The 22,024-nt window shown below is 64.6% G+C and carries 22 protein-coding genes; 9 read left to right on the top strand and 13 right to left on the bottom strand.

Annotated features, from left to right (window positions below; genetic code table 11):
* Positions 1-158: 158 nt before the first annotated feature.
* Positions 159-1,142, top strand: coding sequence for an ABC transporter substrate-binding protein (locus IVB23_RS03560; protein WP_247802472.1), 984 nt, complete (start codon positions 159-161; stop codon positions 1,140-1,142).
* A 431-nt stretch (positions 1,143-1,573) separates the two neighbouring features.
* Here the strand turns inward: IVB23_RS03560 and IVB23_RS03555 are convergent, their stop codons facing one another.
* A complete protein-coding gene (locus IVB23_RS03555) occupies positions 1,574-2,491 on the bottom strand; it encodes an NADP-dependent oxidoreductase (RefSeq protein WP_247802471.1) in 918 nt (305 codons plus the stop codon).
* A 456-nt stretch (positions 2,492-2,947) separates the two neighbouring features.
* Here IVB23_RS03555 and IVB23_RS03550 point away from each other — a divergent pair, with 456 nt between their 5' ends.
* Positions 2,948-3,562, top strand: coding sequence for a cupin (locus IVB23_RS03550; RefSeq protein WP_061876673.1), 615 nt, complete (start codon positions 2,948-2,950; stop codon positions 3,560-3,562).
* Between the two features lie 67 nt (positions 3,563-3,629).
* On the top strand, positions 3,630-3,989 hold the full coding sequence (locus IVB23_RS03545) for a low affinity iron permease family protein (RefSeq protein WP_247802470.1): 360 nt from the start codon (positions 3,630-3,632) through the stop codon (positions 3,987-3,989).
* Here IVB23_RS03545 and IVB23_RS03540 read toward each other — a convergent pair.
* Positions 3,967-4,668, bottom strand: a complete 702-nt coding sequence (locus IVB23_RS03540; protein WP_061876671.1) for a Crp/Fnr family transcriptional regulator — start codon at positions 4,666-4,668, stop codon at positions 3,967-3,969. The genes IVB23_RS03545 and IVB23_RS03540 overlap by 23 nt on opposite strands.
* A 17-nt stretch (positions 4,669-4,685) precedes the next feature.
* Entirely contained in the window at positions 4,686-4,925 is a 240-nt protein-coding gene (locus IVB23_RS03535; RefSeq protein ID WP_247802469.1) for a hypothetical protein, read from the bottom strand.
* A gap of 158 nt (positions 4,926-5,083) precedes the next feature.
* Here IVB23_RS03535 and IVB23_RS03530 point away from each other — a divergent pair, with 158 nt between their 5' ends.
* The gene (locus tag IVB23_RS03530) at positions 5,084-5,821 is read left to right on the top strand and encodes a Crp/Fnr family transcriptional regulator (protein WP_061876669.1); all 738 of its coding nucleotides are present in this window, start codon (positions 5,084-5,086) and stop codon (positions 5,819-5,821) included.
* A 10-nt stretch (positions 5,822-5,831) separates the two neighbouring features.
* Here IVB23_RS03530 and IVB23_RS03525 read toward each other — a convergent pair whose 3' ends face one another.
* From IVB23_RS03525 to lptF, 9 genes are all read right to left on the bottom strand, one after another.
* Positions 5,832-6,551 carry a Crp/Fnr family transcriptional regulator gene (locus IVB23_RS03525; protein ID WP_197966689.1) on the bottom strand — a complete coding sequence of 240 codons (720 nt, stop codon included), beginning with the start codon at positions 6,549-6,551 and terminating at the stop codon, positions 5,832-5,834.
* Positions 6,552-6,792: 241 nt separating this feature from the next.
* A complete protein-coding gene (locus IVB23_RS03520) occupies positions 6,793-7,014 on the bottom strand; it encodes a hypothetical protein (protein WP_061876467.1) in 222 nt (73 codons plus the stop codon).
* Positions 7,015-7,088: 74 nt separating this feature from the next.
* The gene (locus IVB23_RS03515) at positions 7,089-8,147 is read right to left on the bottom strand and encodes an alcohol dehydrogenase (protein ID WP_061876468.1); all 1,059 of its coding nucleotides are present in this window, start codon (positions 8,145-8,147) and stop codon (positions 7,089-7,091) included.
* 25 nt (positions 8,148-8,172) lie between these two features.
* Positions 8,173-9,027, bottom strand: coding sequence for a 16S rRNA (adenine(1518)-N(6)/adenine(1519)-N(6))-dimethyltransferase RsmA (gene rsmA, locus IVB23_RS03510; RefSeq protein ID WP_061876469.1), 855 nt, complete (start codon positions 9,025-9,027; stop codon positions 8,173-8,175).
* Complete coding sequence (gene pdxA, locus IVB23_RS03505; RefSeq protein ID WP_247802468.1) at positions 9,027-10,076, bottom strand: 4-hydroxythreonine-4-phosphate dehydrogenase PdxA; 1,050 nt, start codon at positions 10,074-10,076, stop codon at positions 9,027-9,029. Before pdxA ends, rsmA begins: the two co-directional genes overlap by 1 nt.
* Positions 10,076-11,011 (bottom strand): SurA N-terminal domain-containing protein, encoded by a 936-nt coding sequence (locus IVB23_RS03500; RefSeq protein ID WP_197966686.1) that lies wholly within the window; start codon positions 11,009-11,011, stop codon positions 10,076-10,078. Before IVB23_RS03500 ends, pdxA begins: the two co-directional genes overlap by 1 nt.
* A gap of 61 nt (positions 11,012-11,072) precedes the next feature.
* Positions 11,073-13,517: an LPS-assembly protein LptD gene (locus IVB23_RS03495; protein ID WP_247802467.1), complete on the bottom strand. Its 2,445-nt coding sequence runs from the start codon at positions 13,515-13,517 to the stop codon at positions 11,073-11,075.
* Positions 13,518-13,561: 44 nt separating this feature from the next.
* A complete protein-coding gene (lptG, locus tag IVB23_RS03490; protein ID WP_028178692.1) occupies positions 13,562-14,659 on the bottom strand; it encodes an LPS export ABC transporter permease LptG in 1,098 nt (365 codons plus the stop codon).
* Positions 14,656-15,825 carry an LPS export ABC transporter permease LptF gene (gene lptF / locus IVB23_RS03485; RefSeq protein ID WP_061876473.1) on the bottom strand — a complete coding sequence of 390 codons (1,170 nt, stop codon included), beginning with the start codon at positions 15,823-15,825 and terminating at the stop codon, positions 14,656-14,658. Before lptF ends, lptG begins: the two co-directional genes overlap by 4 nt.
* A gap of 338 nt (positions 15,826-16,163) precedes the next feature.
* Between lptF and IVB23_RS03480 the strand changes: the two genes are divergently transcribed.
* The 3 genes from IVB23_RS03480 to IVB23_RS03470 all read left to right on the top strand — a co-directional run bounded on the left by IVB23_RS03480 (position 16,164) and on the right by IVB23_RS03470 (position 18,777).
* A complete protein-coding gene (locus tag IVB23_RS03480) occupies positions 16,164-17,663 on the top strand; it encodes a leucyl aminopeptidase (RefSeq protein WP_247802466.1) in 1,500 nt (499 codons plus the stop codon).
* A gap of 6 nt (positions 17,664-17,669) precedes the next feature.
* Complete coding sequence (locus tag IVB23_RS03475) at positions 17,670-18,122, top strand: DNA polymerase III subunit chi (protein ID WP_061876475.1); 453 nt, start codon at positions 17,670-17,672, stop codon at positions 18,120-18,122.
* A 166-nt stretch (positions 18,123-18,288) separates the two neighbouring features.
* Positions 18,289-18,777 carry a hypothetical protein gene (locus IVB23_RS03470; RefSeq protein ID WP_082821883.1) on the top strand — a complete coding sequence of 163 codons (489 nt, stop codon included), beginning with the start codon at positions 18,289-18,291 and terminating at the stop codon, positions 18,775-18,777.
* Between the two features lie 10 nt (positions 18,778-18,787).
* Here IVB23_RS03470 and IVB23_RS03465 read toward each other — a convergent pair whose 3' ends face one another.
* Complete coding sequence (locus IVB23_RS03465) at positions 18,788-19,711, bottom strand: class I SAM-dependent methyltransferase (protein WP_247802465.1); 924 nt, start codon at positions 19,709-19,711, stop codon at positions 18,788-18,790.
* A 260-nt stretch (positions 19,712-19,971) separates the two neighbouring features.
* On the opposite strand from IVB23_RS03465, the gene IVB23_RS03460 reads away from it, so the two are divergent.
* Both IVB23_RS03460 and IVB23_RS03455 read left to right on the top strand, forming a co-directional pair.
* A complete protein-coding gene (locus IVB23_RS03460) occupies positions 19,972-20,274 on the top strand; it encodes a DUF485 domain-containing protein (RefSeq protein WP_131871568.1) in 303 nt (100 codons plus the stop codon).
* 23 nt (positions 20,275-20,297) lie between these two features.
* Positions 20,298-21,962 (top strand): cation acetate symporter, encoded by a 1,665-nt coding sequence (locus IVB23_RS03455; protein WP_247804745.1) that lies wholly within the window; start codon positions 20,298-20,300, stop codon positions 21,960-21,962.
* Positions 21,963-22,024 lie beyond the last annotated feature (62 nt).

Raw genomic sequence — 22,024 nt, 5'->3', positions numbered from 1 at the left:
TTTCTGAAAAGTTCCGGTGTCGCCGACGCCTATGATCAGGCGGTGCTTGCGTTCATGGCGAAGCATTCGCGACTGCTCGTAGCCACCTGTGTTTCACGTCGTCTGGATCGTGCTTCAATGCGGTCCGCAGCTCAGCCGGAATGTGGCGAGGTGATCGAATGAAACGCCGCGAATTCATCACGCTTCTCGGAAGCACTGCTGCAGCATGGCCACTAACCTCGCGCGCGCAGCGACGCAAACCGAACGCGCGGGTCGGCGTGCTCTGGCATGCCGCCGACGCCAAGCAGGAAGAGGAATATCTGGTCGTCCTGATCAAGGCATTTCAGGAGCTTGGCTATTTCGACGGCAAGAATATTGAACTGGAGCACCGCTTTCCTGCCGAGCAACCTGAACGATTTCGCGCAATGGCGCAGGAACTTGCGGAAGGCAAAGTCGATGTGATCGTCGCTGTGACGGGACTTGGCGCCAGGGAGGCCAAACGAGCGACCAGCACGATCCCCATCGTGCTTGTCGCGGACCCGGATCCGGTCGGTCGTGGGCTCGTCGAGAGCCTCGCGCGTCCCGGTGGCAACGTGACCGGACTTTCACTGATGACCGTTGATCTCTCCGGCAAGCGGCTCGCGCTGTTCAGGGAAATCGTTCCGAAATTGACCCGCCTGGCCCTCGTGCTCGATCCGCGCGAGCCGTCTTCCAAGCCCACCGCCATCGCCAACGAAACAGCGGGGAGAGCTGCGGGATGCCTGATCAAAGTATTCGAAGTGACGACGGCGGATGAAATTGACCCGGCCTTTTCGGCCATTGCACGCGAGGGCTTTGATGGCGCATTTGCTGTTGGGCCGCCGATGTACAATGAACGGGTACAGGTGGGCGCCTCAGCCATGGCGCACAAGGTGCCGACAATTGCGTCAAACGCTGAACAGGTCCCTTACGGCCTGCTGCTTTCCTATGGACCGGATTTTCCCGATCATTTCCGGCGGGCGGTCGGCTATGTCGACAGGATCCTGAAAGGCGCAAAGCCCGGCGATCTGCCCATAGAGCAGCCCACGCGTCTCAAGCTGGTCATCAATCTGAAGACCGCGAAAGCACTCGGTCTCACCGTTTCGCATTCGCTGCTGGCCACGGCCGACCAGGTCATCGAGTGACGCCTCGGGAGTCCGGTTCCGGCCGACAGCGAACTGGCGAATCCCTCCCATGAATTCCGCTCATTGAGGCACGGCGGACTACATTTGCTCAGATTGAGTTCTTCGCATCTTGACCCGTTGCGGACCTCCGAGGGGTGGACCAAGGCCCGGCGCTTGGACGCCCCACTGCACACTCGGCACGCGCATCACGGATGGAAAGAGCAAGAGGCTATCGCCTTTGCGCAGTCGTTCGACGGAAGCATCGAAGTGATTTTCGACGTAGTGGATTACTTCGTTTTTTCCACCCGTGCGGGTTGTCGCGCAACGCGAGTTGCCGAAGAGCATTCCGTAACTCCATCACCGCAGTTTATGGTCCGTCGCGGACATTTTCTCAACGTTCGGCCGAGCCAGACAGGGCCGGCCGGCCGCGTGCATCCACGGGCGTGTGTCGTTCAGGGGCGAACGCGAATGATCGTATTTCCCTTGCGTCGCGTAGTCGGATTCAAGGCGGCAGCGGCGCCGTCGAGAGTCGAGACATTCCCGATGTTCGTCCGCAGTCGTCCATCCCGCACCCGCTGGACGATCTCACTCAGTTGGGCCCGGTCGGCCTCGACGACAAAGTCGACCGCCACACCGTCGGCGGGCCGTGCCTCGGCCGGCCCCACGATCGACACCAGCGTTCCTCCAGATCGAAGCAGGCCGACGGATCGCTTCTGGATGTCACCTCCGATAACATCGAACACCAGATCGACCTTGCCGACGTCGTTCAGGGCGTCGTTGTCGAGGTCGACGAACTCCTTAGCGCCGAAGTCGAGCACCGTCTGACGGTCGGCGGCGCGTCCGGTGCCGATGACGTGGGCGCCGGCCTCTCGTGCGAGTTGCGTCACCATCGAACCGACTGCGCCGGCCGCGCCGTGTGCGAGGACGCTCTGCCCCGCCTTGAGACGGCCGTGCTGGAACAGCCCTTGCCATGCGGTCAGGCCCGAGACTGGCAGGCTCGCGCCCACCGTGAAGTCGACGTCACCCGGTAGCGGCGCGAGGTTGCGTGCCTCGACCGCCACGTACTCGGCCAGCGTGCCGTCGCGGTACCAGTCTGTGAGGCCGAATACCCGCTGCCCCACCGATAATCCTGTAGTGCCATATCCGAGAGCGCTAACCACTCCAGCCAGATCGTGTCCTGGGATCGACGGTGTTCGGTCACGCTGGAGACGATCGGTCCAGGTCGAGGGCCACGTGAGCTCGGTCGGAACAAATCCCGACGCATGAACCTGAACAACGACCTCGTTTATCGATGCCATCGGATCGCGCCGGTTCACCAGCTTCAACCCGGCCGTTCCCGCGGCCTGTTCCGTTACGACGATCGCCTTCATGGGAATTATCTCCTCGGTCCTTGTCTCTTGGTGCAACTGTTGCAGCGAGCGGGAACGCGCCGGCTATCCACACGCCGCGGCGGCGTGGCAGTGTTGTCCGGGTGTCTGCGGTCTATTCGTCTGCATTGACCGGGGCTCCCAACTAAGACTGACTATCGGGATCGCTCCGGTCGTGGTTATAGCGAATAGATGCGTTGCGCCTCGTCACGAAAACAGTACCAAGATTGTGAATTTTGGCTGTACCAAGCGCGAGGGCTGCCCTCCGCGTCCGCTCTTGCCGGCTGCTCCCAATGGGCGTGACGCATCTTACGACGTCGCTCTCGCACAAGCGAAACTGCTGCACGCCCGGGAGCTCAGCTCCGTGGGAGGGGACTGAGTCCTTGCTCCCGATCAAGCGCCGTTCCACCTCGAAACTTCTCGCCTCCGCCGTCGTTGAATCGCGGCTGAGGAGCAGGCATGCCGGTCAAGGATCAGATCAAGAATTTTGCCAGGAAGCTCGTGGAGGAGCATCCCGACGCGGCGACGCTGCGGGCGCTGGTGCGGGCGCGGAAACCGACTGCCATCCATTTTCGCGACGATGGCATCGTGCCGAACAATCCGAAACTGCCGGCGCTGCTTTATCGCGGGGCGGTGAAGCTGAAGGGCCGGCGTTTTCCGCCCGAGGTCATCATCGACACGCTGTTCGCCACGAACGGCTGGGCCCGGTCGTGGCGCGACACCGTGTACGATTTCGTCCACTACCATTCGCAGATCCATGAAGTGATGGGCGTGGCGCGCGGCACGGCCAGGATCGAGTGCGGCGGCATCAAGGGTCGCATCCTCAATGTGAAAGCCGGTGACGTTCTGGTTCTACCCGCGGGCACGGGCCACCGGCTGATCGAGTCCGGCCGGGACTTTCTGGTCGTCGGAGCCTACCCGCAGGACGGCACGTACGACGAGTGCACCGACACGCGGGAGCGGACTGACGCGATCAAGCGCATCGCCAAGGTCCGCAAGCCGAAGACGGATCCTGTGCTGGGGGCCGGCGGTCCGCTGCTCAGACACTGGCGGCCGCATTCCTCGCGATCCTAGAGGGCGACCTGGCCAGCGCATCTTCGGCTTCCGCGGGAACGCCGGCGGCCTACGCGAGTTGCCGCACATGTCTCTCCCGAAGTCAAAGGGCTGGCTCACCGAGATCGGCGTCGCCACCTCGCGCCCGGCCGCGTTCGCCGTCTACGTGGTCTATGGCCTCGCCTGGATCACGCTGGGCAACGGACTCGAATGGCACTCGTTCGCGACGCTGGCGACATGGGGCATGACGCTGGTGATCCAGCGCGCCGAGCACCGCGACACCCAGGCGATTCACGCCAAGCTCGACGAGCTGCTCAAGGTGGCCGGCCGCGACCACGTCATGAAGGTCGACGACGAAGACGCCGAGGAGGTCGAATCCGAGCGGGAGGAGATTCGACGTACGAGCGCCTCGTGCGGCACTGCGCTCAGCACAGATAATCAGGCCTGAAATCCGCAAGCTTACGCAGTTCGTCGGGCTGCAGCAGTTCGATCTCGCTGCCCTCCCATGCAATCAGCCCGCGATGCCTCAGCTCCTGGATGGTACGATTGACGTGGACGCTCGAGAGCCCGCAGGCGTCCGCAACGTGCCGCTGGGTCATCGGAATCTGGAAACTGCCCTCCCTGACAAGGCCGACGACCTCCAGCCTTGCGGCAAGTTCGCAGATGAGATGCGCGACCTTGGGCAGCGCTGCCTGCGCGCCGAGGCGCGCGATCCATTGTCGCGAGATCGCCGCGTCGATCAGCGTCTCGCGCCAGAAGGCGCGGGTCAGGTGGATCGAGCCGTCGAGAAGCTGGCGCAGCTGGCTGTGCGCGACGGTGCCGACGATGGTCGAGCCGAGCCCGACGAGGTCCGCATCCAGCGGCGAGACCAGCAGCGTGTGCAGGCACGGCATGTCGCCGGGAACGTGGAAGGCGAGGATCTGGCTGCGATCGCCGACGATGCGGGCCTGGTAGAGGAAGCCGCTGACGACGAAGACGCAGCGTGAAGCGGTCTCACCCTGGCGCAGCACGATCTCGCCGTCCGCGACCTGGCGCAGCGTAGACGGCAAGCCTGCGATCTGCCGGCGTTCGTCCTCGGACAGGCCTTCGATCGCCTGGAGACGCGCGATGAACTTCGGATGCGGCATGAGCCTCGCGTGCTGCTTCAGACGTCTCGCGGCACCGACGCCGCGACGAAGCGCTGCGAGAGTTTTGCGAGGGTCCCGTCGGAGACCGGCGCGGAGCGGAACTCGCGGATGGCGCGGGCGAGTTCCTGATCGGACATTGGCCGGACCGGCTCTTTCAGCGTGCCAGCGACGATAGCACCGCAGATGCTGTCGAGGTGCTCGCTCGCATCTGATGTGAATAGCCTGCAGATGCGCTCCAGGATGGTCGTAGGGCTCATGAAGGGACGGCTCGTTCGCGGTCGAGGGGGACGGGTTGGATGCGACTTGGTACGGTGGCAAACCGGTCAGCAACCTGTGCTCTCGACACGCGTTCTAATCCGCTGAATGCAAGCCGGACGTATCATTTGATAGAACCGGCGCGATTTTTGGCGGCCCCATGGAAAAAGCCCACGACGTATTGATCCGGAACCTTTCCGAGCATACCGCTCTGGCAGAGGAGGACATCGCGGAAATCCGGGCGCTCACCTTCACGCTGCGCGATCTGGAGCCCAACGAGGATTTCATCCGTCAGGGCGACGAACCCGAACATTCGGTGCTGGTCGTCTCCGGCATGGTCGCGCGCTACCACCTGCTCGGGAGCGGGCGGCGGCAGTACCTGGCGTTCCATCTCACCGGCGACCTTCCGGATGCGCAGGGGCTGTTCATCGACCAGATGGACCACGGATTGAGCGCGCTGGGGCCGGCCTCAGTCGCCTTCATCCCGCATCGCGAATTGTTCATCGCCTTCCGGCAGCGGCCAACCTTTGCGCTGTCCGTGTGGCGCGAGACTTTGCTCGACGCGGCGATCTTTCGCGAGGCCATCACCAACAACAGCGCCCGGCCGATGCAGGCGCGCATGGCGCACCTGTTCTGCGAGCTGTTCTACCGCGCCCGCGCGGCGGATCTGGTCCGCGGCAATCGCTGCCGCGTGCCGATCAGCCTGGCCCAGCTCGGCGAGACGCTGGGCATGGCGATCGCGACGGTGAACCGTACGCTCGCCGACCTCAGGCGAAGCGGCGTCATGGATCTGCGCGAGGGGGAGCTGATCGTGCTGAAATGGCGCGAGTTGCAGCGGCTCGGAGATTTCAGTCCGGTCTATCTGCACCTGAAGCGGCAGTCGCCGCCGCTTGCGTGAGATGGAGGCATCAGCCCTCGGCGGCTGCCGCTGCGCCCCGCACCTCGTCGAAATACTTGTTCACCCAGTTGTTGCAACAGCAGGCTCTTGCTTCGAGTGCCGATGCGTCGAGGATCAGGATGGCGCCGCGGCGGGTCGCGAGGATGCGCCTCGCCTTGAACATCTGGATGACACGGCTGGCATAGCTGCGGGAGACGCCGAGCATGCCGGCGAGCTGCTCGTGGGTGAGAGGGATCTCGGCTCCGCCGATATGTTCCTGCGCGGACATGATCCACTTGGCGGCGCGCTGCTCGATCGAATGCGCAGCGTTGCAGGCCGCGGTCTGCAGCAGCTGCGCGAACTGGCAGTCGGCATAGCGCAAGAAGACCTCCTGGAGCGTTGCCGACCTCTGCTGCGCCTGCTCGAGCGCGCGCAGCGGCAGCCGGACCAGGGTGCCGCCGAGCTTCACGACGATGCGCGAATAGGCGAGCGAAGGCGTGCGGCCGGGGGAAATGCCCACCGCGCCCTCATGTCCCACCAGCAGGCTTTCGACCTCGCGATCGTCCTCGACCGGCACCGCAAAGGACACGAGCGCGGGACCGCAGGGGAAATGAACCGCTGCGACGTCGTCGCCGGCGTGATGCAGGATGTGGCTCGCCTCGAGTTCGACCGGCTGGAGGTACGGCGCGAGCAGTTCGAAGTCCTGGTGATTGAGCTGCCGGAGCAGATCGTTCTGGGGCCGACCGGTCACAATGTGTTCTCTTGGCGGGCCGGGAATCGGCGCCAGCGGGAAACCTACGTTTCCGCGGCGGAACCGACGGTTCCAAAGTGCACACAACGGACGTTCGGACGTGGAAAATTAGAGCACAGCGTCGCGGACTTCAGCGCAGGGCTATCGCTCATGAGATGTGGCTATGGGCACCGGCTGTCTCCACAGCGTCATGGCCGGGCATAACGACCTCTGCAATATTCAAATGCGATTGCCCTGGACTTCAGCGGGCTGGACGGCAGCGAGGATCGTCAGCCGCGGCGCGGTACGCGTCGATCGCCCTGTTGGCGAGCATCAATTGCCGGCGTTCACCGGTCCTGAGCTGCGCCTCGATCGCGTCGAGCAGGAAGTTCGCGCTCTCGTCCGGCGGACCGAGCTCGCCGCTCTTTTCCAGGCAGCTCCAGGCGATGAAGAATGCGCTTTCAACGGTGCAACGGATCGACATGCGCTGCCAACGCAGCGCAGCCGCAGGCGTTCCGTGCGGCGGGCCAGACTTGCGTCGTGCCCGCCGCGCTTCCGTCAGTTCTTCAGCACGATGCGGCCGACGACCTTGCCGGCACGCAATTCGTCGATCCATTTCTGGACGTCGCCCATCGGCTCCTCGCGCATTGGCGTCGGCTTGATCTTGCCCGCGCGCGCCAGAGCCATCAGCTCGTGGGCTTCGGCGAGCGTGCCCACCATGAAGCCCTCGATGGTCATGCGCTTGTAGACCCATTGCACCATGGGCAGCGTGAACTGGCCGCCCATCAGGCCGGAGACCACGATCTTGCCGCCGCGCGCGGCGACCGCAACCGCGAACGCCATCGACTTCTCGTTGCCGGCGAAATCGACGATCTCGTCGAAGCCGCCCTCGGTCTCCTTGAGGATGCGCTTGATGACGTCAGGCTCGGCCGGGTCATAGGCAAAGGCCGCGCCGTTCTTCAGCGCGGTCTCGCGCGCGGCCGGCGAGAGGTCGGCGACCGTGATCGGCTGCTTGAACATCGCCTGCGCGAACGACAGGCCCATCATGCCGACGCCGCCGAGGCCGATCAGCAGCAGGTTGCGCTGGCGCGGACGGTCGACCAGGCGCTTGAGCGCGCCGTAAGCGGTGACGCCGGAGCACATCAAGGTCGCGGCTTGGTTGACGGGAAGGGGATCGTAGTCGAGCAGGTATTTCGCGTCGGGCACCAGCACGTGGGTGGCAAAGCCGCCGTCGATGGAGACGCCGAGGAAGCGCTGCTTGACGCAGAGGTTCTCGTCGCCGTTCAGGCAATCGCGGCACTGGCCGCAGCCGATCCAGGGGAAGACGGCTTTCCTGGCACCGACGAGGCTGGCCGCGACATCCGGGCCGACTTCGTCGACGACGCCGGCGATCTCGTGGCCGAGCGTGAAAGGCAGCGTCATGCCGCGCGTGGTGTCGAGCTTCTTGCCGCCGCCGAGATCGGCATAGCCGTCCTGGATGTGCAGGTCGGAATGGCAGAGGCCGCAGCGCTCGATGCGCACCAGCACCTCGCGGCCCTGCGGCTTGGGCGTGTCCACGATGGTCTCGCACAGCGGCGCATCGAACTTGACCAGGGATTGCCGACGCATCAACGCCATATTCCTTCCTCCGAAATTCTGATTGTCAGGTTTCGCTGCGTATATCGGCCAATTCGCGCGCCATGGCAACAAAGCCTGGAATCGGGATGGTCTCGGCGCGCCGCGTCGCGTCGACGCCGGCCGCCTGCGCAAGCCGCGCGGGATCAACACCCAGTGATTTCAGGCTCTGCCGCAGCATCTTGCGGCGCTGCCCGAAGGCTGCGGCAGCGACCTGCTCGAGCAGTTTTCGGTCACATGGAAGCGGTTCTGCGCGCGGTATCAGGCGCACGACGGAGGAGGTGACCTTCGGCGGCGGCACGAAGGCGGACGGCGCAATGTCGAACAGGATCTTGGTCTCGCAGCGCCAGTTGGCGAGCACGCCGAGCCGGCCATAGGCCTCCTCGTCCTCGCGCGCCACGATGCGCTCGCCGACCTCGCGCTGGAACATCAGGACCATCATCTCGTACCAGGGCGGCCAGGGCTCGATGGTGAGCCAGTTGATGAGAAGCTGGGTCGCGATGTTGTAGGGCAGGTTGGCGACGATTTTGGCGCGTTCGCCTGAGAGCAGCGGGCGCGGATCGAACGTCATGGCGTCGCCATGCACGATCTCGAGCCGGCCGGGATAGCGCGCCGAAATATCCTGCAAGGCGGGGATCGCGCGCTCGTCATGCTCGATGGCGATGACGCGCCGGGCGCCGAGCGCGAGCAGCGCCCGCGTCAGCCCGCCCGGGCCGGGGCCGATCTCGACGATGGTCGCCTCGTCCAGCGGCGCAGCCGCGCGCGCTATGCGCGCGGTCAGGTTGAGGTCGAGCAGGAAGTTCTGGCCGAGCGATTTCCTGGCCGACAGCGCGTGCCGGCGAATGACCTCGCGCAGCGGCGGGAGGTCGTCGATCGCGCCCATCAGCTTTGGGAGGCGGCCATGCGGCGCGCAAGCCTGAGCGCCGCGATCAGGCTCGCCGGATTGGCCTTGGCCGTGCCGGCGATGTCGAAGGCGGTGCCGTGATCGGGCGAGGTGCGGATGAAGGGCAGGCCGAGGGTGACGTTGACGGCATCGTCGAAGGCGACCGTCTTGATCGGGATCAACGCCTGGTCGTGATACATGCAGACCGCACAATCATAGGTCTGTCGCGCAGCCTCGTGGAACATGGTGTCGGCGGGCAGCGGGCCCCTGGCTTCGATGCCCTCGTTGCGCAGCACCTTCAGCGCCGGGGCGATGACGGTCTGCTCCTCATGGCCGAGCGATCCGTCTTCGCCGGCATGCGGATTGAGGCCGGAGACCGCGATGCGCGGCCTTGCGATGCCGAAGCGGGATTTCAGTTCGGTGGCGACGATGCGGACGGTCGAGACGATCAGGGCGCTGGTGAGCTCTCCCAGCGCGTCGCGCATCGAGACGTGGATGGTCACGGGCACAACGGCGAGCTGTGGCGACCACAGCATCATCACCGGCTGCGGCACGCGGCCGTTCTCCGCGGCAAGCTCGGCGAGGAATTCGGTGTGGCCGGGATGACGGAATCCGGCGCGGTAGAGCACGCTCTTGGCGATCGGGTTGGTGACGACGGCGCCGGCGCGACCCGCGCGCACATCGACGACTGCCTGCCGGATCGAGGCGAGCGCGGCCGGCGCGCTGGATGCGTCGGGCTTGCCCGGCTCGGCGGTCGCGCGCTCGCCGGTCGCGACCACAGGCAGGGCATCAGTAAAGGCGGAAGCGGCCTCACTGGGGCTCAACGCGGCGATCCTGATATCGGCGCCGAGCGCCTTGGCGCGCTGCGCGATCAGCGCCTCGTCGCCGAGCAAGTAGAAGGCGGGCAGGTTCAGCTCACGGCGCCTGAGCCAGGCCGCGATCGTGATGTCCGGGCCGATGCCGGCGGGCTCTCCCAGGGTCAGGGCAAGGGGCTTGGCTGCGGACTCGGCTGCGGATTTGGCGGAAGGCTCTAGGAGGGACTTGGCCATCAGCGGTTGCGATATTCGATCATCGCGGCCTTGCGGAGGTCATCGAGATAGGCCTTCTGGGTCTTCTCGTACTTCTCCTGGTACATCTTCTCGCGGACCTCGCGCTTCTTCGGCGTGTCGATCATGGTCGGCTTGCGCGAGCACAGCACCACCATCTCGATGCCTGCCTTGGTCACCTCGGGCGCGGTCAGATGGCCGATCGGGGTGTCGTCGAGCACCTTGCGCAGCGGTTCGGGCAGCTCCGCGGTGGTCTTGGTGACGGTGTCGCGGATGGTGGCGTTCGGCGTCGAGCGGAACAGCGAATTGGCTTCCTCGCAGCTCCCGACGCGCGTGCGATAGGTCTCGGCTTCCTTCTTCCGCGTTTCCAGGAACGCAGCGGACGAGCCGCGGGGCACGATCAGCACGATCGGCTGCATCTTGTATTCGGTGCCCTCGACCTGAAGCTTCTCGCCGGTCTGGGCCTGCACGGCCTGCGCGACGTCGCGCTCGCCGACCTGGAGGCGCTCCTTGTAGCGGCCGCGCACCAGGCTGGTCCAGACCATCTCGGCCTTCATGCGGCCCTTCAGCGTCTCGGGTCGGACGCCCTTGGATTCGAGGGACTTGGTGAGCTGATCCGGCGTGATGCGCATGCGCTGCGCCATGCCTTCATAGGATTGGTTGATGTCGGAGACACCGGGGTCGACACCGTACTTCTTGCCCTCCTTGAGCTTCACCTTGTCGTCGATCAGCTCGTTGATGACCTCCTGCCGGCTTGGGGTCTTCTGCGTCGTCAGCTGGTCCAGCTTGGAGCGCTGCTCGATGTCGAAATCGGTGATCGGATCGCCGTTGACCATGACGACGATGTTCTGCGCGTGCGACGGCGAGGGCAGGCCGGTCAGCATCAGCCCCGCACCGAGGGCGAGAAGGAAGCGGAAGACAGTCGATGGGATCGTCATGATGTCGCTCGCAGGTCAACCGCGTCGTGATGAGGCATACGCGGCCGGCACTTCAAACCGTTCACTGGAGGCCGGTGGGACCGCTGGTCGTCGACGAGTTCGCCAGCGTGCGCAGGCCGATTTGGAACATGAACGCGTGGCTCAGCACGGGCGGTGCGGTGCCCGCCGAATAGCTATACGAAGTTACATAGTTCGCTGCCAGCACGAAGCAATCGTCGACATAGCCGGCCCCGACCACATACTGGTTGATCTTGTTGGCCTCGAGGTCCCAGCGCGCCGAGCCCGACACCACCCAGTTGGTCGCGATCTTCAGCGAGCCTGTGGTCAGGATGCCCTCGCGGCGGGTCAGATAGCCGAGCTCCGGCTGGGCCGCGTAGTTTCCGTACAGCATGCTGACCGACCAGCGATTGAAGTTGGCGCGGCCTTCCGCCTCGAAGCGCTGCACGTTCCAGGTCTGCTCGTCCATGCGGGAGCGGACGCTGAACGTGTAGGTGCTGTTGGGCGAATAGCTGGCGCCTGCGACGTAATCGGACCGCGGCTTGTCGAGGCCGGAATCGAGGCCGGTATTGATGGTGTCCTGGACCGCGAAGGAGTTCAGGCCGAACAGCTGGTAGGACTGGCCGAACAGCGCCTTGACGGCGCCGCCCTGGTCGAACTGCGTGGTGGACTGCACGCCGACATTGGCGCGGCCGCCGCCCTCGACGCGGTCGTAGCCGGAGAACTTGTCCACGCTGAACAGGTTCGAGGCGTCGAACACCATGCTCTGGGCGTCCTCGTTCGGCAGCTTGCCGGCATAGGTCTCGTTCGGGCGGATGATGATCTGCGCGATCGGCTCGACGGTGGTCGAGCCCCAGGGCTGGATGTTGATGAACGGATAGCGGTACTCCAGGCCTACGGTCGGCATCAGGCGGAACGCCTGGGTGTCGCCGACGGGCAGGTAGTTCGACACGCCGGGCTGGTTGGAGACCGAGGAGTTGATCGCGTCGGCGCGCAGGCTGGCGAACGGCGTCCAGATCTGGCCGAGCGGATCGGTGAAGGATTTGCGCCACTGCGCCTCCGCCGTGAGGCGGGTGTAGGTGCCGGGGAAGCCGCGCAGCAGGCACTGCGAGGGGGTACGGGCCAGCGGATCGGCCGACGCCGTGGTGCACAGGCTGCTGGTGTTGGCGACCGTCGTGATCGGATCGAACACCGCATCGTCACGCGACAGGTTCACGAAATTGGTCTTGTAGCTGAACTCGCCGCCGAACACCGGATAGTTGAGCACGTTGGAGTAGTCGATCACGGGATAGACGATCGGCACCTGGCTCTGGTTGCCCGAATAGCTCAGCCAGTACATCGTGCGCGCATCGAAGTAGCTGCGGTTGCCGACGCCGGTCAAATAGAGCTGCGACAGCGCTTCCGTCGGCAGCAGCAGGAACGAGCTGAGCGGGTCGCGGTACTGATAGAGCCGGTAGTCCGAGAAGAAATAATAGTCGGACATCAGGACGCCGTCCCAGCCCCAGACCCATTTGTCGTTCAATGCGAACTGACCCTTGGTGTCGATGGCGCCGCGGAAGTCGCGGTCGCCGGGCTGCCCGGCAAACGCTCCGGGATCGAGCTGGTTGATGCCGTACGCGCGGATCTGGTAGGCGCCGTCGATCAGGCGCTGTCGGAATTCGCCCTGCAGCAGCACGCCTTGCCGCGACAGGATGCGCGGGGTGAAGGTTGCGTCCATGTCGGGCGCGATCGCCCAATAATAGGGAACCTCGACGCCATAGCCCGTGTTGTCCGTGCCGGAAATATAACCCGGTATCAGGAAGCCGCTCTTCCGCTTCACGGTCGGGTCGGGCGTCGAGAAATAGGGCATGTAGGCGAGCGGCACGCCGAAGAATTCGAGCTGTGCGGTCTCGAAATACAGCATCTTCTCCTGCTGGTCGTGGATGATGCGCGCACCCTTGACCTGCCACAATGGCGGCTTCTTCGGATCGTCCTTGCACGGCGCGCAGGCCGTGTAGACGCCGTTCTCGAACACCGTGTAGTTGCCGCTGGAGCGGTCGGCGCGGCTCGCGGCCATGCGGGTCTGGTCGGCCGTGTCCACGCGCAGCGAATCGACGAAACCGTCGCGGTAATCGTCGGAGAGATCCAGGATCTCGGCATAGGTGATCTTGCCGTCGGCATCCGTCATGCGGATGTTGCCTTCGGCATGAAGCCGCTTGGTCTTCTGATCGTAGATGACCCTGTCGGCCTCGACGCTGGTGCCGTTGTAGAACAGCTGGACGTTACCGACCGCGGAGACGCGCGAATTGTTGTAGTCGTAGTCGACCTCGGTCGCCTGAACCAGCATCTGGTTGTCGTTGGCGACCCTCGGCGGCTTCGGACGCGGCGGCAGCGGATTGTAGGTGAAGCTCTGGGCGCTGGCCGGCGCCACGGTGGCAGCGCCGATCAGCCCGCCGAGCGAGGCGGCAGCGGCGACAGCGAGCAGGAGCCTGCGAATGGACCAGCCGCACCCGTCCGCACGCACCAACATGCGCCGCGTCAAACGAGACACGAGCCCTCGGTGGACGGCAGTCACTATCCGTCCTCCTGATAGAGCAAGGCCAAAAAGCCGGTGAGGCCGCCCACCACAACGGGCAACCACGCCGCAGCGATCGGATGCATCAACTCAGCCTTGCTCAAATCCTCAGTTACTTTCGACAGAACGTAGAGCAGAAAGCCTGCGCCCACGCCACTCAAAACCATCTTCTGCACGCCGCCCATCCGGAAGAAGCGCAACGACACGGAGGCCGCGAGCATCACCATGGCCGCAAGCAAAAACGGCTGTGCCAGAAGCTTCTGATACTGGAGTCGGTAACCGGCTGTCGCGAAGCCCGAGCTCTCGGAGGAGCGGATGTAGCTCGGTAGTTGCCAAAAAGACACAGTCTCGGGTGTGGAAAAGCTGTTGCGGACCTGCGCCTCGGTCAGCGTGGTGGGAATCTCCAGGCTGGCCTGCTCGATCGGCGGCGCGTCCAGCGAGAAGCGGCGGACGCCCTTGAACAGCCAACGGCCGGCCTCGAGCGTCGCCTCGCGCGCCTCGACCCGTTCCTTGAAGTGCTGGTCCGGGTCAAACCGGAACAGCGTGAGCCCCGTCAGCCGGATGCCCTGCTGCTCGCTCCGCGCCGCGTTGATGATGGTCTGGCCGTCGCTGGTCACCTGATTGAGCCAGAAGCCGGAGGCGTCCTGGATGCCGCCGCCGGGCGCCGAGCCGAACAGCTCGGCTTCCATGCGCTTGGAGGCTTCGCGCAAATTGGCCGACATCGGATTGTAGGCGACGGTGGCGATCACCCCGATCAAGAGTGCGCTGCCGAGCGCCGGCGAGATGAACTGCCATGCGGAGATGCCGGCGGCGCGCGCCACCACGAGCTCGAGCCGGCGGGAGAGGGCGAGATAGCAGGTCATGGCGCCGATCAGCATGCAGAACGGCGTCAGCTTCTCCAGCAGCTGCGGCACCCGGAACAGCGAGGTCTCGGCCACCATGATCGCGGAGGCGGAGGCGAGGCCCGAGGTCTTGCGCACCATCTCGATGTAGTCGACCAGCACCAGCAGCAGGAAGATGCTGGCGAACACGCCGAGCGCCGCCACCACGAAGCGGCCGGCGAAATAGCGCCCGAGTGTGTTGGTGAGCATGCTCATGCGGCGGCCGGGCGTCCGAACAGCCGCGCGATCCGTGCGTTCGACCTGTTGATGGCCTCCATCAGGCCAGGGGGCGGCTCGACCACGAGGCCGCCGACGATCATCCACAGCCCGACGCCGATGGCGCCCATGACCATCGCGTATTGGGCCAGCACCGCGCCTGGAGATTTCACCGCCATCACCGAGCAGGCGAAGCCGGCCATGCGCAGGCCGAACACCGCGATGATCGAGGAGCCGATCGAGAAATTGCGGCTCTGGCGGGTGGTGCGAGGCGCGCCCAGGAAGGCGAAGGTCAGTACCGCAAAGGCGAAGGGATAGATCGGCGCCAGGATGCTGTCGTGCAGGGCCGAGCGGAACTGGCCGGGAATCTGTTTGTAGACTGGATCGTCCTCGGACGGCGAGAACAGCTCCCAGAGATAGCGTTCGCGGATGCCGAGGGTGACGTCGCGGCCCTGGCCCGAGAACTTCGACATGTCGAAGCCGTAGCGGCCGAAGGCCACCAGCGCGGGATCGCGCTTGCCCGCCTCGAAGCGCTGCAGATTGCCGGTCTCCAGCACCAGGAACGAGCCGGTCTCGTTCTTCACGACCTCGCCATGCTCGGCCACGATCGAGACGCGCTCGTTGGGATCGCGGCGGTCGTCGATGAAGATGCCGGCGAGGATGCCGCCGGGCAGGCGCTCGCGGATCCGGATCGTGAGGTTCTTGTCGAGCTGGGCGAAGCGGCCGGGCTGGAGGATGTTGGTGAGCACGTCCGCGGTGATCTCGGCGTCCCATTGCTTGATCCGCCGCATGCCGTCGGGGGCGAGATAGGCCGCGATGAAGGCAACCAGCAGCGCCACCACGCAGGTGGCATAGAAGAACGGATAGAACAGCCGAAACGGCGAGAAGCCGGCGGCATTCATCACGATGATCTCGGAATCGGTCGCGAGCTTGTTGAGCGTGTGCGAGATCGCGATCATCAGCGCGATCGGCGAGATGATCAGGACCAGGGCCGGGATGACCAGGCTGGTGATGCCGAGGAAGGTGAGGATGGTCTGACCCTGGCTCGTCATCAGGTCGATGCCGCGCAACGCCTGCGTAATCCAGATCACGCCGGTGAGGCTGACCAGGACCAACGCAAACGACGCCAGCGTCGTGCGGAAAATATACCTATCGATCGACCCCATGCGCTACCGCACGAATCCCCATCAGCCCCGATGTCGACCAGAATTCCGGCTGTCCAACCAATCCCCCATCAGGGGATCCCCAAGGTTGGCCATCAGCTCTTCCGGTGGTTCACTTTCTCACTACCATCCCTTTGATCCGTCAACAAAATGGCTGCCCCGTGGCACCTTCAATATATGGTTAATATTTCGCTGGTTGTGGCCGGGCGGCCACGGCGGCGCTTGGCATCGGGCAGCCCGCTGGCCCATAGTAGGGCAAGCCCCAGTGAATCGCCGTTCAGCTTCGGCTGGGACCGGCACCGCCGAACGGCGAAAAGTTTCATGCATTAAAGGAGTTACCCATGTCCGATGCCATCAAGGTCGGCTTTGTCCCCTTGTCTGCCGCCCCCCGTGGCATCCTTGTGGTGTTCTGCGATGACGGCCTGAAGCTCGGCCCGGCGACGGCCAAGGCACTGGGCGGCGCTGTCGATCTTGTGAAGCGTGCGGCGGCCGCGGCCGCCTTCAAGGGCAAAAGCGGGGCAGCGCTGGACATTCTGGCGCCGGAGGGCGTGAAGGCGACCCGGCTGATCGTGATCGGCGCCGGCAAGGCGACCGGCCTGAAGGCGAACGATCTCCTCAAGTTCGGCGGGGTGGCCGCGAGCAAGCTGCCCTCCGGCACCAGCGCCATGACCATCATGGCGGAGCTGCCCGGCGGCGCGATGACGAGCGAGCAGGCGGTGGCGATCGCCTCGGGCCTTCGCTTACGCACTTACAAGTTCGACCGTTACAAGACGAAGAAGAAGGAGGGCGAGGAGGGCGGCACGCGCGCCGACGTCTCGCTTGCGGTGGGCGATGCCGGTGCTGCGAAGAAGGCGTTTGCCTCGGCCGGCCACGTCATCGACGGCGTGGTCATTGCGCGCGACCTCGTCAACGAGCCGCCGAACGTGCTTTTCCCCGAGGAGTTCGCGCGCCGCGCCGGTCAGCTCCGCAAGCTTGGCGTCAATGTCGAGGTGCTCGACGTCAAGGCGATGCAGAAGCTCGGCATGGGTGCGCTGCTCGGCGTCGGCCAGGGCTCGGCGCGGCCGAGCCGCACCGTGATCATGCGCTGGGACGGCGGCAAGAAAGGCGAGGCGCCGGTCGCTTTCGTCGGCAAGGGCGTCTGTTTCGACACCGGCGGCATTTCGATCAAGCCGGCCGGCAGCATGGAGGACATGAAGGGCGACATGGGAGGCGCGGCCTGCGTCGTCGGCCTGATGCATGCGCTCGCTGCGCGCAAGGCCAAGGTCAACGTGGTCGGCGCCATCGGCCTCGTCGAGAACATGCCCGACGGCAACGCCCAGCGGCCGGGCGACATCGTCACCTCGATGTCCGGTCAGACCATCGAGATCATCAATACCGACGCGGAGGGCCGCCTCGTTCTGGCCGACGTGCTCTGGTACGTCGCCAGGAAGGCGAAGCCGAAATTCATGGTGGACCTGGCGACGCTGACCGGCGCGATCATGGTGGCGCTCGGCACCGAGCACGCCGGCATGTTCTCCAACAATGACGAACTCGCCGACCGGCTGCTCGTGGCCGGCGTCGAGAGTGGGGAGAAGGTCTGGCGGATGCCGCTCGGCCCCGAATACGACAAGCTGATCGATTCCCAGTTTGCCGACATGAAGAACACCGGCGGCCGCCATGGCGGCTCGATCACCGCGGCGCAGTTCCTCCAGCGCTTCGTCGACGGCACGCCCTGGGCGCATCTCGACATCGCAGGCACCGCCATGGGCGCGCCGAAGACCGACATCAACCAGAGCTGGGGAAGCGGCTACGGCGTCCGCCTGCTCGATCGCCTGGTCTCCGACCACTACGAGCGCAAATGACCCGAGATGACTGAAGTATTGTTCTACCATCTCCAAAACATGACGGTGGAGAATGTGTTGCCGCCGCTTCTCGAGAAATCGCTCGAGCGCGGCTGGCGCGTCGTGGTGCAGTCGAGTTCGGAGGAACGCGCCGATGCGCTCGATTCGCATTTGTGGACCTATCGCGACGATTCCTTCCTGCCGCACGCGACGTGGCGGGTGAACGACGTCGCCGATCAGCCGATCGTGTTGGCGATCGAGGGGGGCAATCCCAACGGTGCCAATGTCCGCTTCCTGATCGACAATGCCGTACTGCCGGAGGACTCGCAGGGCTATGAGCGCATGGTCCTGCTGTTCGACGGCGACGATCCGGATGCGCTTGCGCTCGCCCGCGCGGCCTGGACCGATTGCAAGGCGCGGGGATTTGATGTCACCTACTGGCAGGCCGACGAGCGGGGCCGGTGGCAGAAGCGGAATTAGCGGCCGCCAGCAATTAATGATAATTTGCACTTTTCGGGCGATGCTGGCTTTTGTCACCTTCGTGCCGCAAAGGGATGTTGGGACAATCGCTTAGGGCTGGTCCTTCACGCGGGGAATTTGGTTTATCGTGCGACATCAAAAGCTTCCCGGCTCGCTCATGATTGCGTTGGCCGCCGTAGCACCGCTGCTCGCGGGCTGCTCGGGGACCGATCTGCTGTCGAAGGACGCAGAATGGTTCCAGAAGCCGGGGCGTCTCTTCATCAAGAACATCTCGATCGAATCGCCGCCGCTCACGCCTGACAAGCCGGTGGGAGCCGAGGACCTCGTCAGCGCCGACGGCGCCTGTCCGGGCATGGCGCCGCCTCCCGGGCCCGCCGACGCCAATGCGTCGACGACGACCCCCGCACCGATGGGCGGCACGGTCGCGCTCGGGCATACCGAATGCGACGTTGTGCGCGGCATCGGCGCGCCTTCGAACGTCAACCTGTCCACTGACGCCGTCGGCCGACGCGTCGCCGTCGTCACCTGGAGCACCGGTCCTCGCGCGGGCATCTACACCTTCACCTCCGGCCGCCTGTCCTCGATCGAGGGCAATCCCGAGCCGCAGCCGGTGCCGAGGGCGGCCAAGCCGAAGCCGAAGAAGGCGGCGACGTAAGGGCCGCGCGTCACGCGGCTTTTCGCCCTTTGATCGCCGTCGCCCAGGCGTGGACCGTGATCGCTCCTGTCGCGCTTGCCGGAAGTCTGTCCTGCAGCCGGCGTTTCAACTCGGCGCTCTCTGCATCGGACAGCTTTCCCACGACGCCGGTCGGACTGCTCACGACCATCGACAGCCAATAGTCGTCGAAGTTCACAAACGTCCGCTCGACGACGAGTTCGCGGGTTTCGACATCGCGGAGCCCCAGCTCTGCCCAGAGTGCCTTCAGGGCCGCAAAACGCGAGACATCCGCGCTCGGCGGGCGCGCCGTCGGCTGGCCCATGGCATCCAGTTCCTCCCACAAGGGCTGTGTCGGCGTGCCGCCGCGCGTGATGTCCCAGGTGTAGGACGCGACCATGCCGCCGGGCTTGGTCACGCGCACCAATTCGGCCGCACCCTTTTTGGGATCGGGCACGAAAAACAGCACCAGCGCCATGATAGCCGCATCGAAGCGCGCATCGTCATAGGGAAGCGCCAACGCATCGCCAACCGAAAGCTCGACCTGCTTCGCCGATATCCGCTGCTGTGCCGCTGCGATCTGAGCTTCGGACGGATCGATCGCGCTCACGTGCGAGGGAGCAGCTCCGGCGAGGATCATCTCCGTGAATGCGCCGTTTCCGCAGCCGACGTCGACCCATGACAGGTCTGGTCCCGGCGCCAGCCAATCCAGGAAAAGTGCCCCGGCCGATCGGCTCCAGGGTGCCATGAAGCGTTCGTAAGCCGCGCCGTCGGTGAACTTGATCGGTTCGGGTGTCGACATTGGAGCTATCCCTTCATCATTCCCTTGCTTGCAGATCGCTTGGGCTGGAAATCGGTTGGGCTGGAAATCGCTTGGGCAGAAAATGCCGATCGTCCTCGATCGTGGAGCCGGGTCATCCGCGATGCGCTGATGCAAATTCCGTCCAGCCTAATCCCAAATGCGCGGAAGCGACACGGGCCATTTGGTCGGCAGGCGCGGATGGTTCCCGAGCCATCGCCTCTCTGCCTCGCGTCGGACGCACGGACGGCCCTGCGGACACATCGCAGCGGGATCGATCGCGCTTGATCTGGATCATGGAGCTCTGTCGGCCATCAGTGCAGGCTGGAATAGTCCCCCGAGAGAAGGGGCTGCCGTCATGGCAACAGATTTCAGAGGATCATCCAGGGATCATTGACATGAGCAACCTCGCAAAGATTGAACGCGATCCGAATTACCAGGAGCTGGTGCGCCGACGTTCGTCGCTGGGCTGGCTGCTGTCGGCGATCATGCTTGTCATCTATTTCGGCTTCATCCTGCTGGTCGCCTACGCTCCCAAGTTTCTGGGAATACCGCTGGGCACCGGTGTGACGACGATCGGTATTCCGATTGGACTGTCCGTCATCGTGCTCGCCTTCGTGCTGACGGGCATCTACGTCCGCCAGGCGAACTCCAGCTACGACGTGCTCATCCGCAAAATCGTCGAGGAGAACCGCTCGTGAAGAAATTCACCTGGCTACCGGTCATTCTGCTCGCAAGCATTCCCACCATCGCGCTCGCGGCCGGCGCCGTCGAGGGCGGCTCGAAGCAGGCGACCAACTGGGCGGCGATCGGCATGTTCGTCGGGTTCGTCGGCCTGACGCTCGTCATCACCTATTGGGCCGCCAAGCGGACCGCGTCGGCTGCAGATTTCTACTCGGCCGGCGGCGGAATCACGGGATTCCAGAACGGACTTGCGATCGCAGGCGACTACATGTCGGCGGCGTCGTTCCTCGGCATATCGGGTCTCGTCTACACCTCCGGCTACGACGGCCTGATCTACTCCGTCGGCTGGCTCGTGGGATGGCCGATCGTCACCTTCCTGATCGCCGAGCAGTTGCGCAATCTCGGAAAGTTCACCTTTGCCGACGTCACTTCGTTTCGTTTAGGGCAGACCGAGATCCGGATCCTGGCGGCATGCGGCTCGCTGGTAACCGTTGCATTCTACCTGATCGCGCAGATGGTCGGGGCCGGCAAGCTGATCCAGCTGTTGTTCGGTCTCGATTACTGGATCGCGGTCGTCCTGGTCGGCGGCCTGATGATGATCTACGTGACGTTCGGTGGAATGAAGGCGACGACGTGGGTGCAGATCATCAAGGCGGTGCTGTTGCTCTCGGGGGCGACGTTCATGGCCGGCGCCGTTCTCTACAAGTTCGGGTTCAGTCCGGAAGCGCTGTTCGCCAAGGCAACGGAAGTGCATCCCAAGAAGCTCGCGATCATGGAGCCCGGCACCCTGATCTCCAATCCGCTCTCCGCTGTCTCGCTCGGCCTGGCGCTGATGTTCGGAACGGCGGGCCTGCCTCACATCCTGATGCGCTTCTTCACCGTGAAGGACGCCCAGGCCGCCCGCAAGTCGGTTTTCTACGCCACGGGTTTCATCGGCTATTTCTACATCCTGACCTTCATCATCGGCTTCGGCGCAATCACGCTGGTTTCGACCGATGCGATGTTCCTGGACGGGAGCATCCTCGAGAAGACCAAGAGCGGAATCGCGGCGATCAAGGGCGGCTCCAACATGGCGGCGATTCACCTCGCGAATGCCGTGGGTGGCAATCTGTTCCTTGGCTTCATTTCGGCCGTCGCCTTCGCCACGATCTTGGCCGTCGTATCAGGGCTGGCTCTGGCGGGGGCATCGTCCATCAGCCACGATCTCTACGGCATGGTGATCAAGGGCGGTAACGCGAATGAGCAGGACGAGATCCGCGTGTCGAAGATCGCGACACTGGTGCTTGGCGTACTTGCGATCGTCCTCGGCATCGTGTTCGAGAACCAGAACGTCGCCTTCATGGTCGGCCTTGCTTTCGCCATCGCGGCGTCCTGCAATTTCCCCGTGCTGGTGACGTCGATCTTCTGGAAGGGCCTGACGACTCGGGGAGCCGTGGTCGGCGGCTTCCTCGGTCTGATCAGCGCGGTCGTGGGCGTGGTGCTCTCGCCGGCAGTCTGGGAGGTGACGCTTGGCTTCGCCAAGGGCTCCGCTCCCATCAAGCTGGACAATCCGGCGCTGTTCTCGATGGCCATCGCCTTTGCGGGGATCTGGCTGGTCTCGATCCTGGATCGCAGCAAGCGTGCCGCGGTCGATCGCGACGGCTTTGATGCGCAATATGTCCGGTCCCAGACCGGTATCGGAGCTGCCTCGGCGACGGCTCACTGAACGAGGGTCCAAGGACACCGCTTCTGCACCGGCCGGGTCAGCTCGCCCCGCCGGTGCGGCTC

The organism is Bradyrhizobium sp. 191 (assembly GCF_023100985.1).
GTDB lineage: Bacteria > Pseudomonadota > Alphaproteobacteria > Rhizobiales > Xanthobacteraceae > Bradyrhizobium > Bradyrhizobium diversitatis.
This window is presented reverse-complemented; position numbering and strand designations above follow the sequence as displayed.

Excerpts from the sequence above, each read along its gene's own strand:
- IVB23_RS03535 (WP_247802469.1), bottom strand. The coding sequence starts at position 4,925 with ATGAGCCCTACGACCATCCTGGAGCGCATCTGCAGGCTATTCACATCA.
- IVB23_RS03515 (WP_061876468.1), bottom strand. The coding sequence starts at position 8,147 with ATGGCGTTGATGCGTCGGCAATCCCTGGTCAAGTTCGATGCGCCGCTG.
- IVB23_RS03460 (WP_131871568.1), top strand. The coding sequence starts at position 19,972 with ATGAGCAACCTCGCAAAGATTGAACGCGATCCGAATTACCAGGAGCTG.
- IVB23_RS03500 (WP_197966686.1), bottom strand. The coding sequence starts at position 11,011 with ATGACGATCCCATCGACTGTCTTCCGCTTCCTTCTCGCCCTCGGTGCG.
- IVB23_RS03540 (WP_061876671.1), bottom strand. The coding sequence starts at position 4,668 with ATGCCGCATCCGAAGTTCATCGCGCGTCTCCAGGCGATCGAAGGCCTG.
- IVB23_RS03560 (WP_247802472.1), top strand. The coding sequence starts at position 159 with ATGAAACGCCGCGAATTCATCACGCTTCTCGGAAGCACTGCTGCAGCA.
- lptG (WP_028178692.1), bottom strand. The coding sequence starts at position 14,659 with ATGAGCATGCTCACCAACACACTCGGGCGCTATTTCGCCGGCCGCTTC.
- lptF (WP_061876473.1), bottom strand. The coding sequence starts at position 15,825 with ATGGGGTCGATCGATAGGTATATTTTCCGCACGACGCTGGCGTCGTTT.
- IVB23_RS03480 (WP_247802466.1), top strand. The coding sequence starts at position 16,164 with ATGTCCGATGCCATCAAGGTCGGCTTTGTCCCCTTGTCTGCCGCCCCC.
- IVB23_RS03550 (WP_061876673.1), top strand. The coding sequence starts at position 2,948 with ATGCCGGTCAAGGATCAGATCAAGAATTTTGCCAGGAAGCTCGTGGAG.
- IVB23_RS03475 (WP_061876475.1), top strand. The coding sequence starts at position 17,670 with ATGACTGAAGTATTGTTCTACCATCTCCAAAACATGACGGTGGAGAAT.
- IVB23_RS03545 (WP_247802470.1), top strand. The coding sequence starts at position 3,630 with ATGTCTCTCCCGAAGTCAAAGGGCTGGCTCACCGAGATCGGCGTCGCC.
- IVB23_RS03495 (WP_247802467.1), bottom strand. The coding sequence starts at position 13,517 with ATGTTGGTGCGTGCGGACGGGTGCGGCTGGTCCATTCGCAGGCTCCTG.
- IVB23_RS03520 (WP_061876467.1), bottom strand. The coding sequence starts at position 7,014 with ATGTCGATCCGTTGCACCGTTGAAAGCGCATTCTTCATCGCCTGGAGC.
- IVB23_RS03530 (WP_061876669.1), top strand. The coding sequence starts at position 5,084 with ATGGAAAAAGCCCACGACGTATTGATCCGGAACCTTTCCGAGCATACC.
- IVB23_RS03555 (WP_247802471.1), bottom strand. The coding sequence starts at position 2,491 with ATGAAGGCGATCGTCGTAACGGAACAGGCCGCGGGAACGGCCGGGTTG.
- pdxA (WP_247802468.1), bottom strand. The coding sequence starts at position 10,076 with ATGGCCAAGTCCCTCCTAGAGCCTTCCGCCAAATCCGCAGCCGAGTCC.
- rsmA (WP_061876469.1), bottom strand. The coding sequence starts at position 9,027 with ATGGGCGCGATCGACGACCTCCCGCCGCTGCGCGAGGTCATTCGCCGG.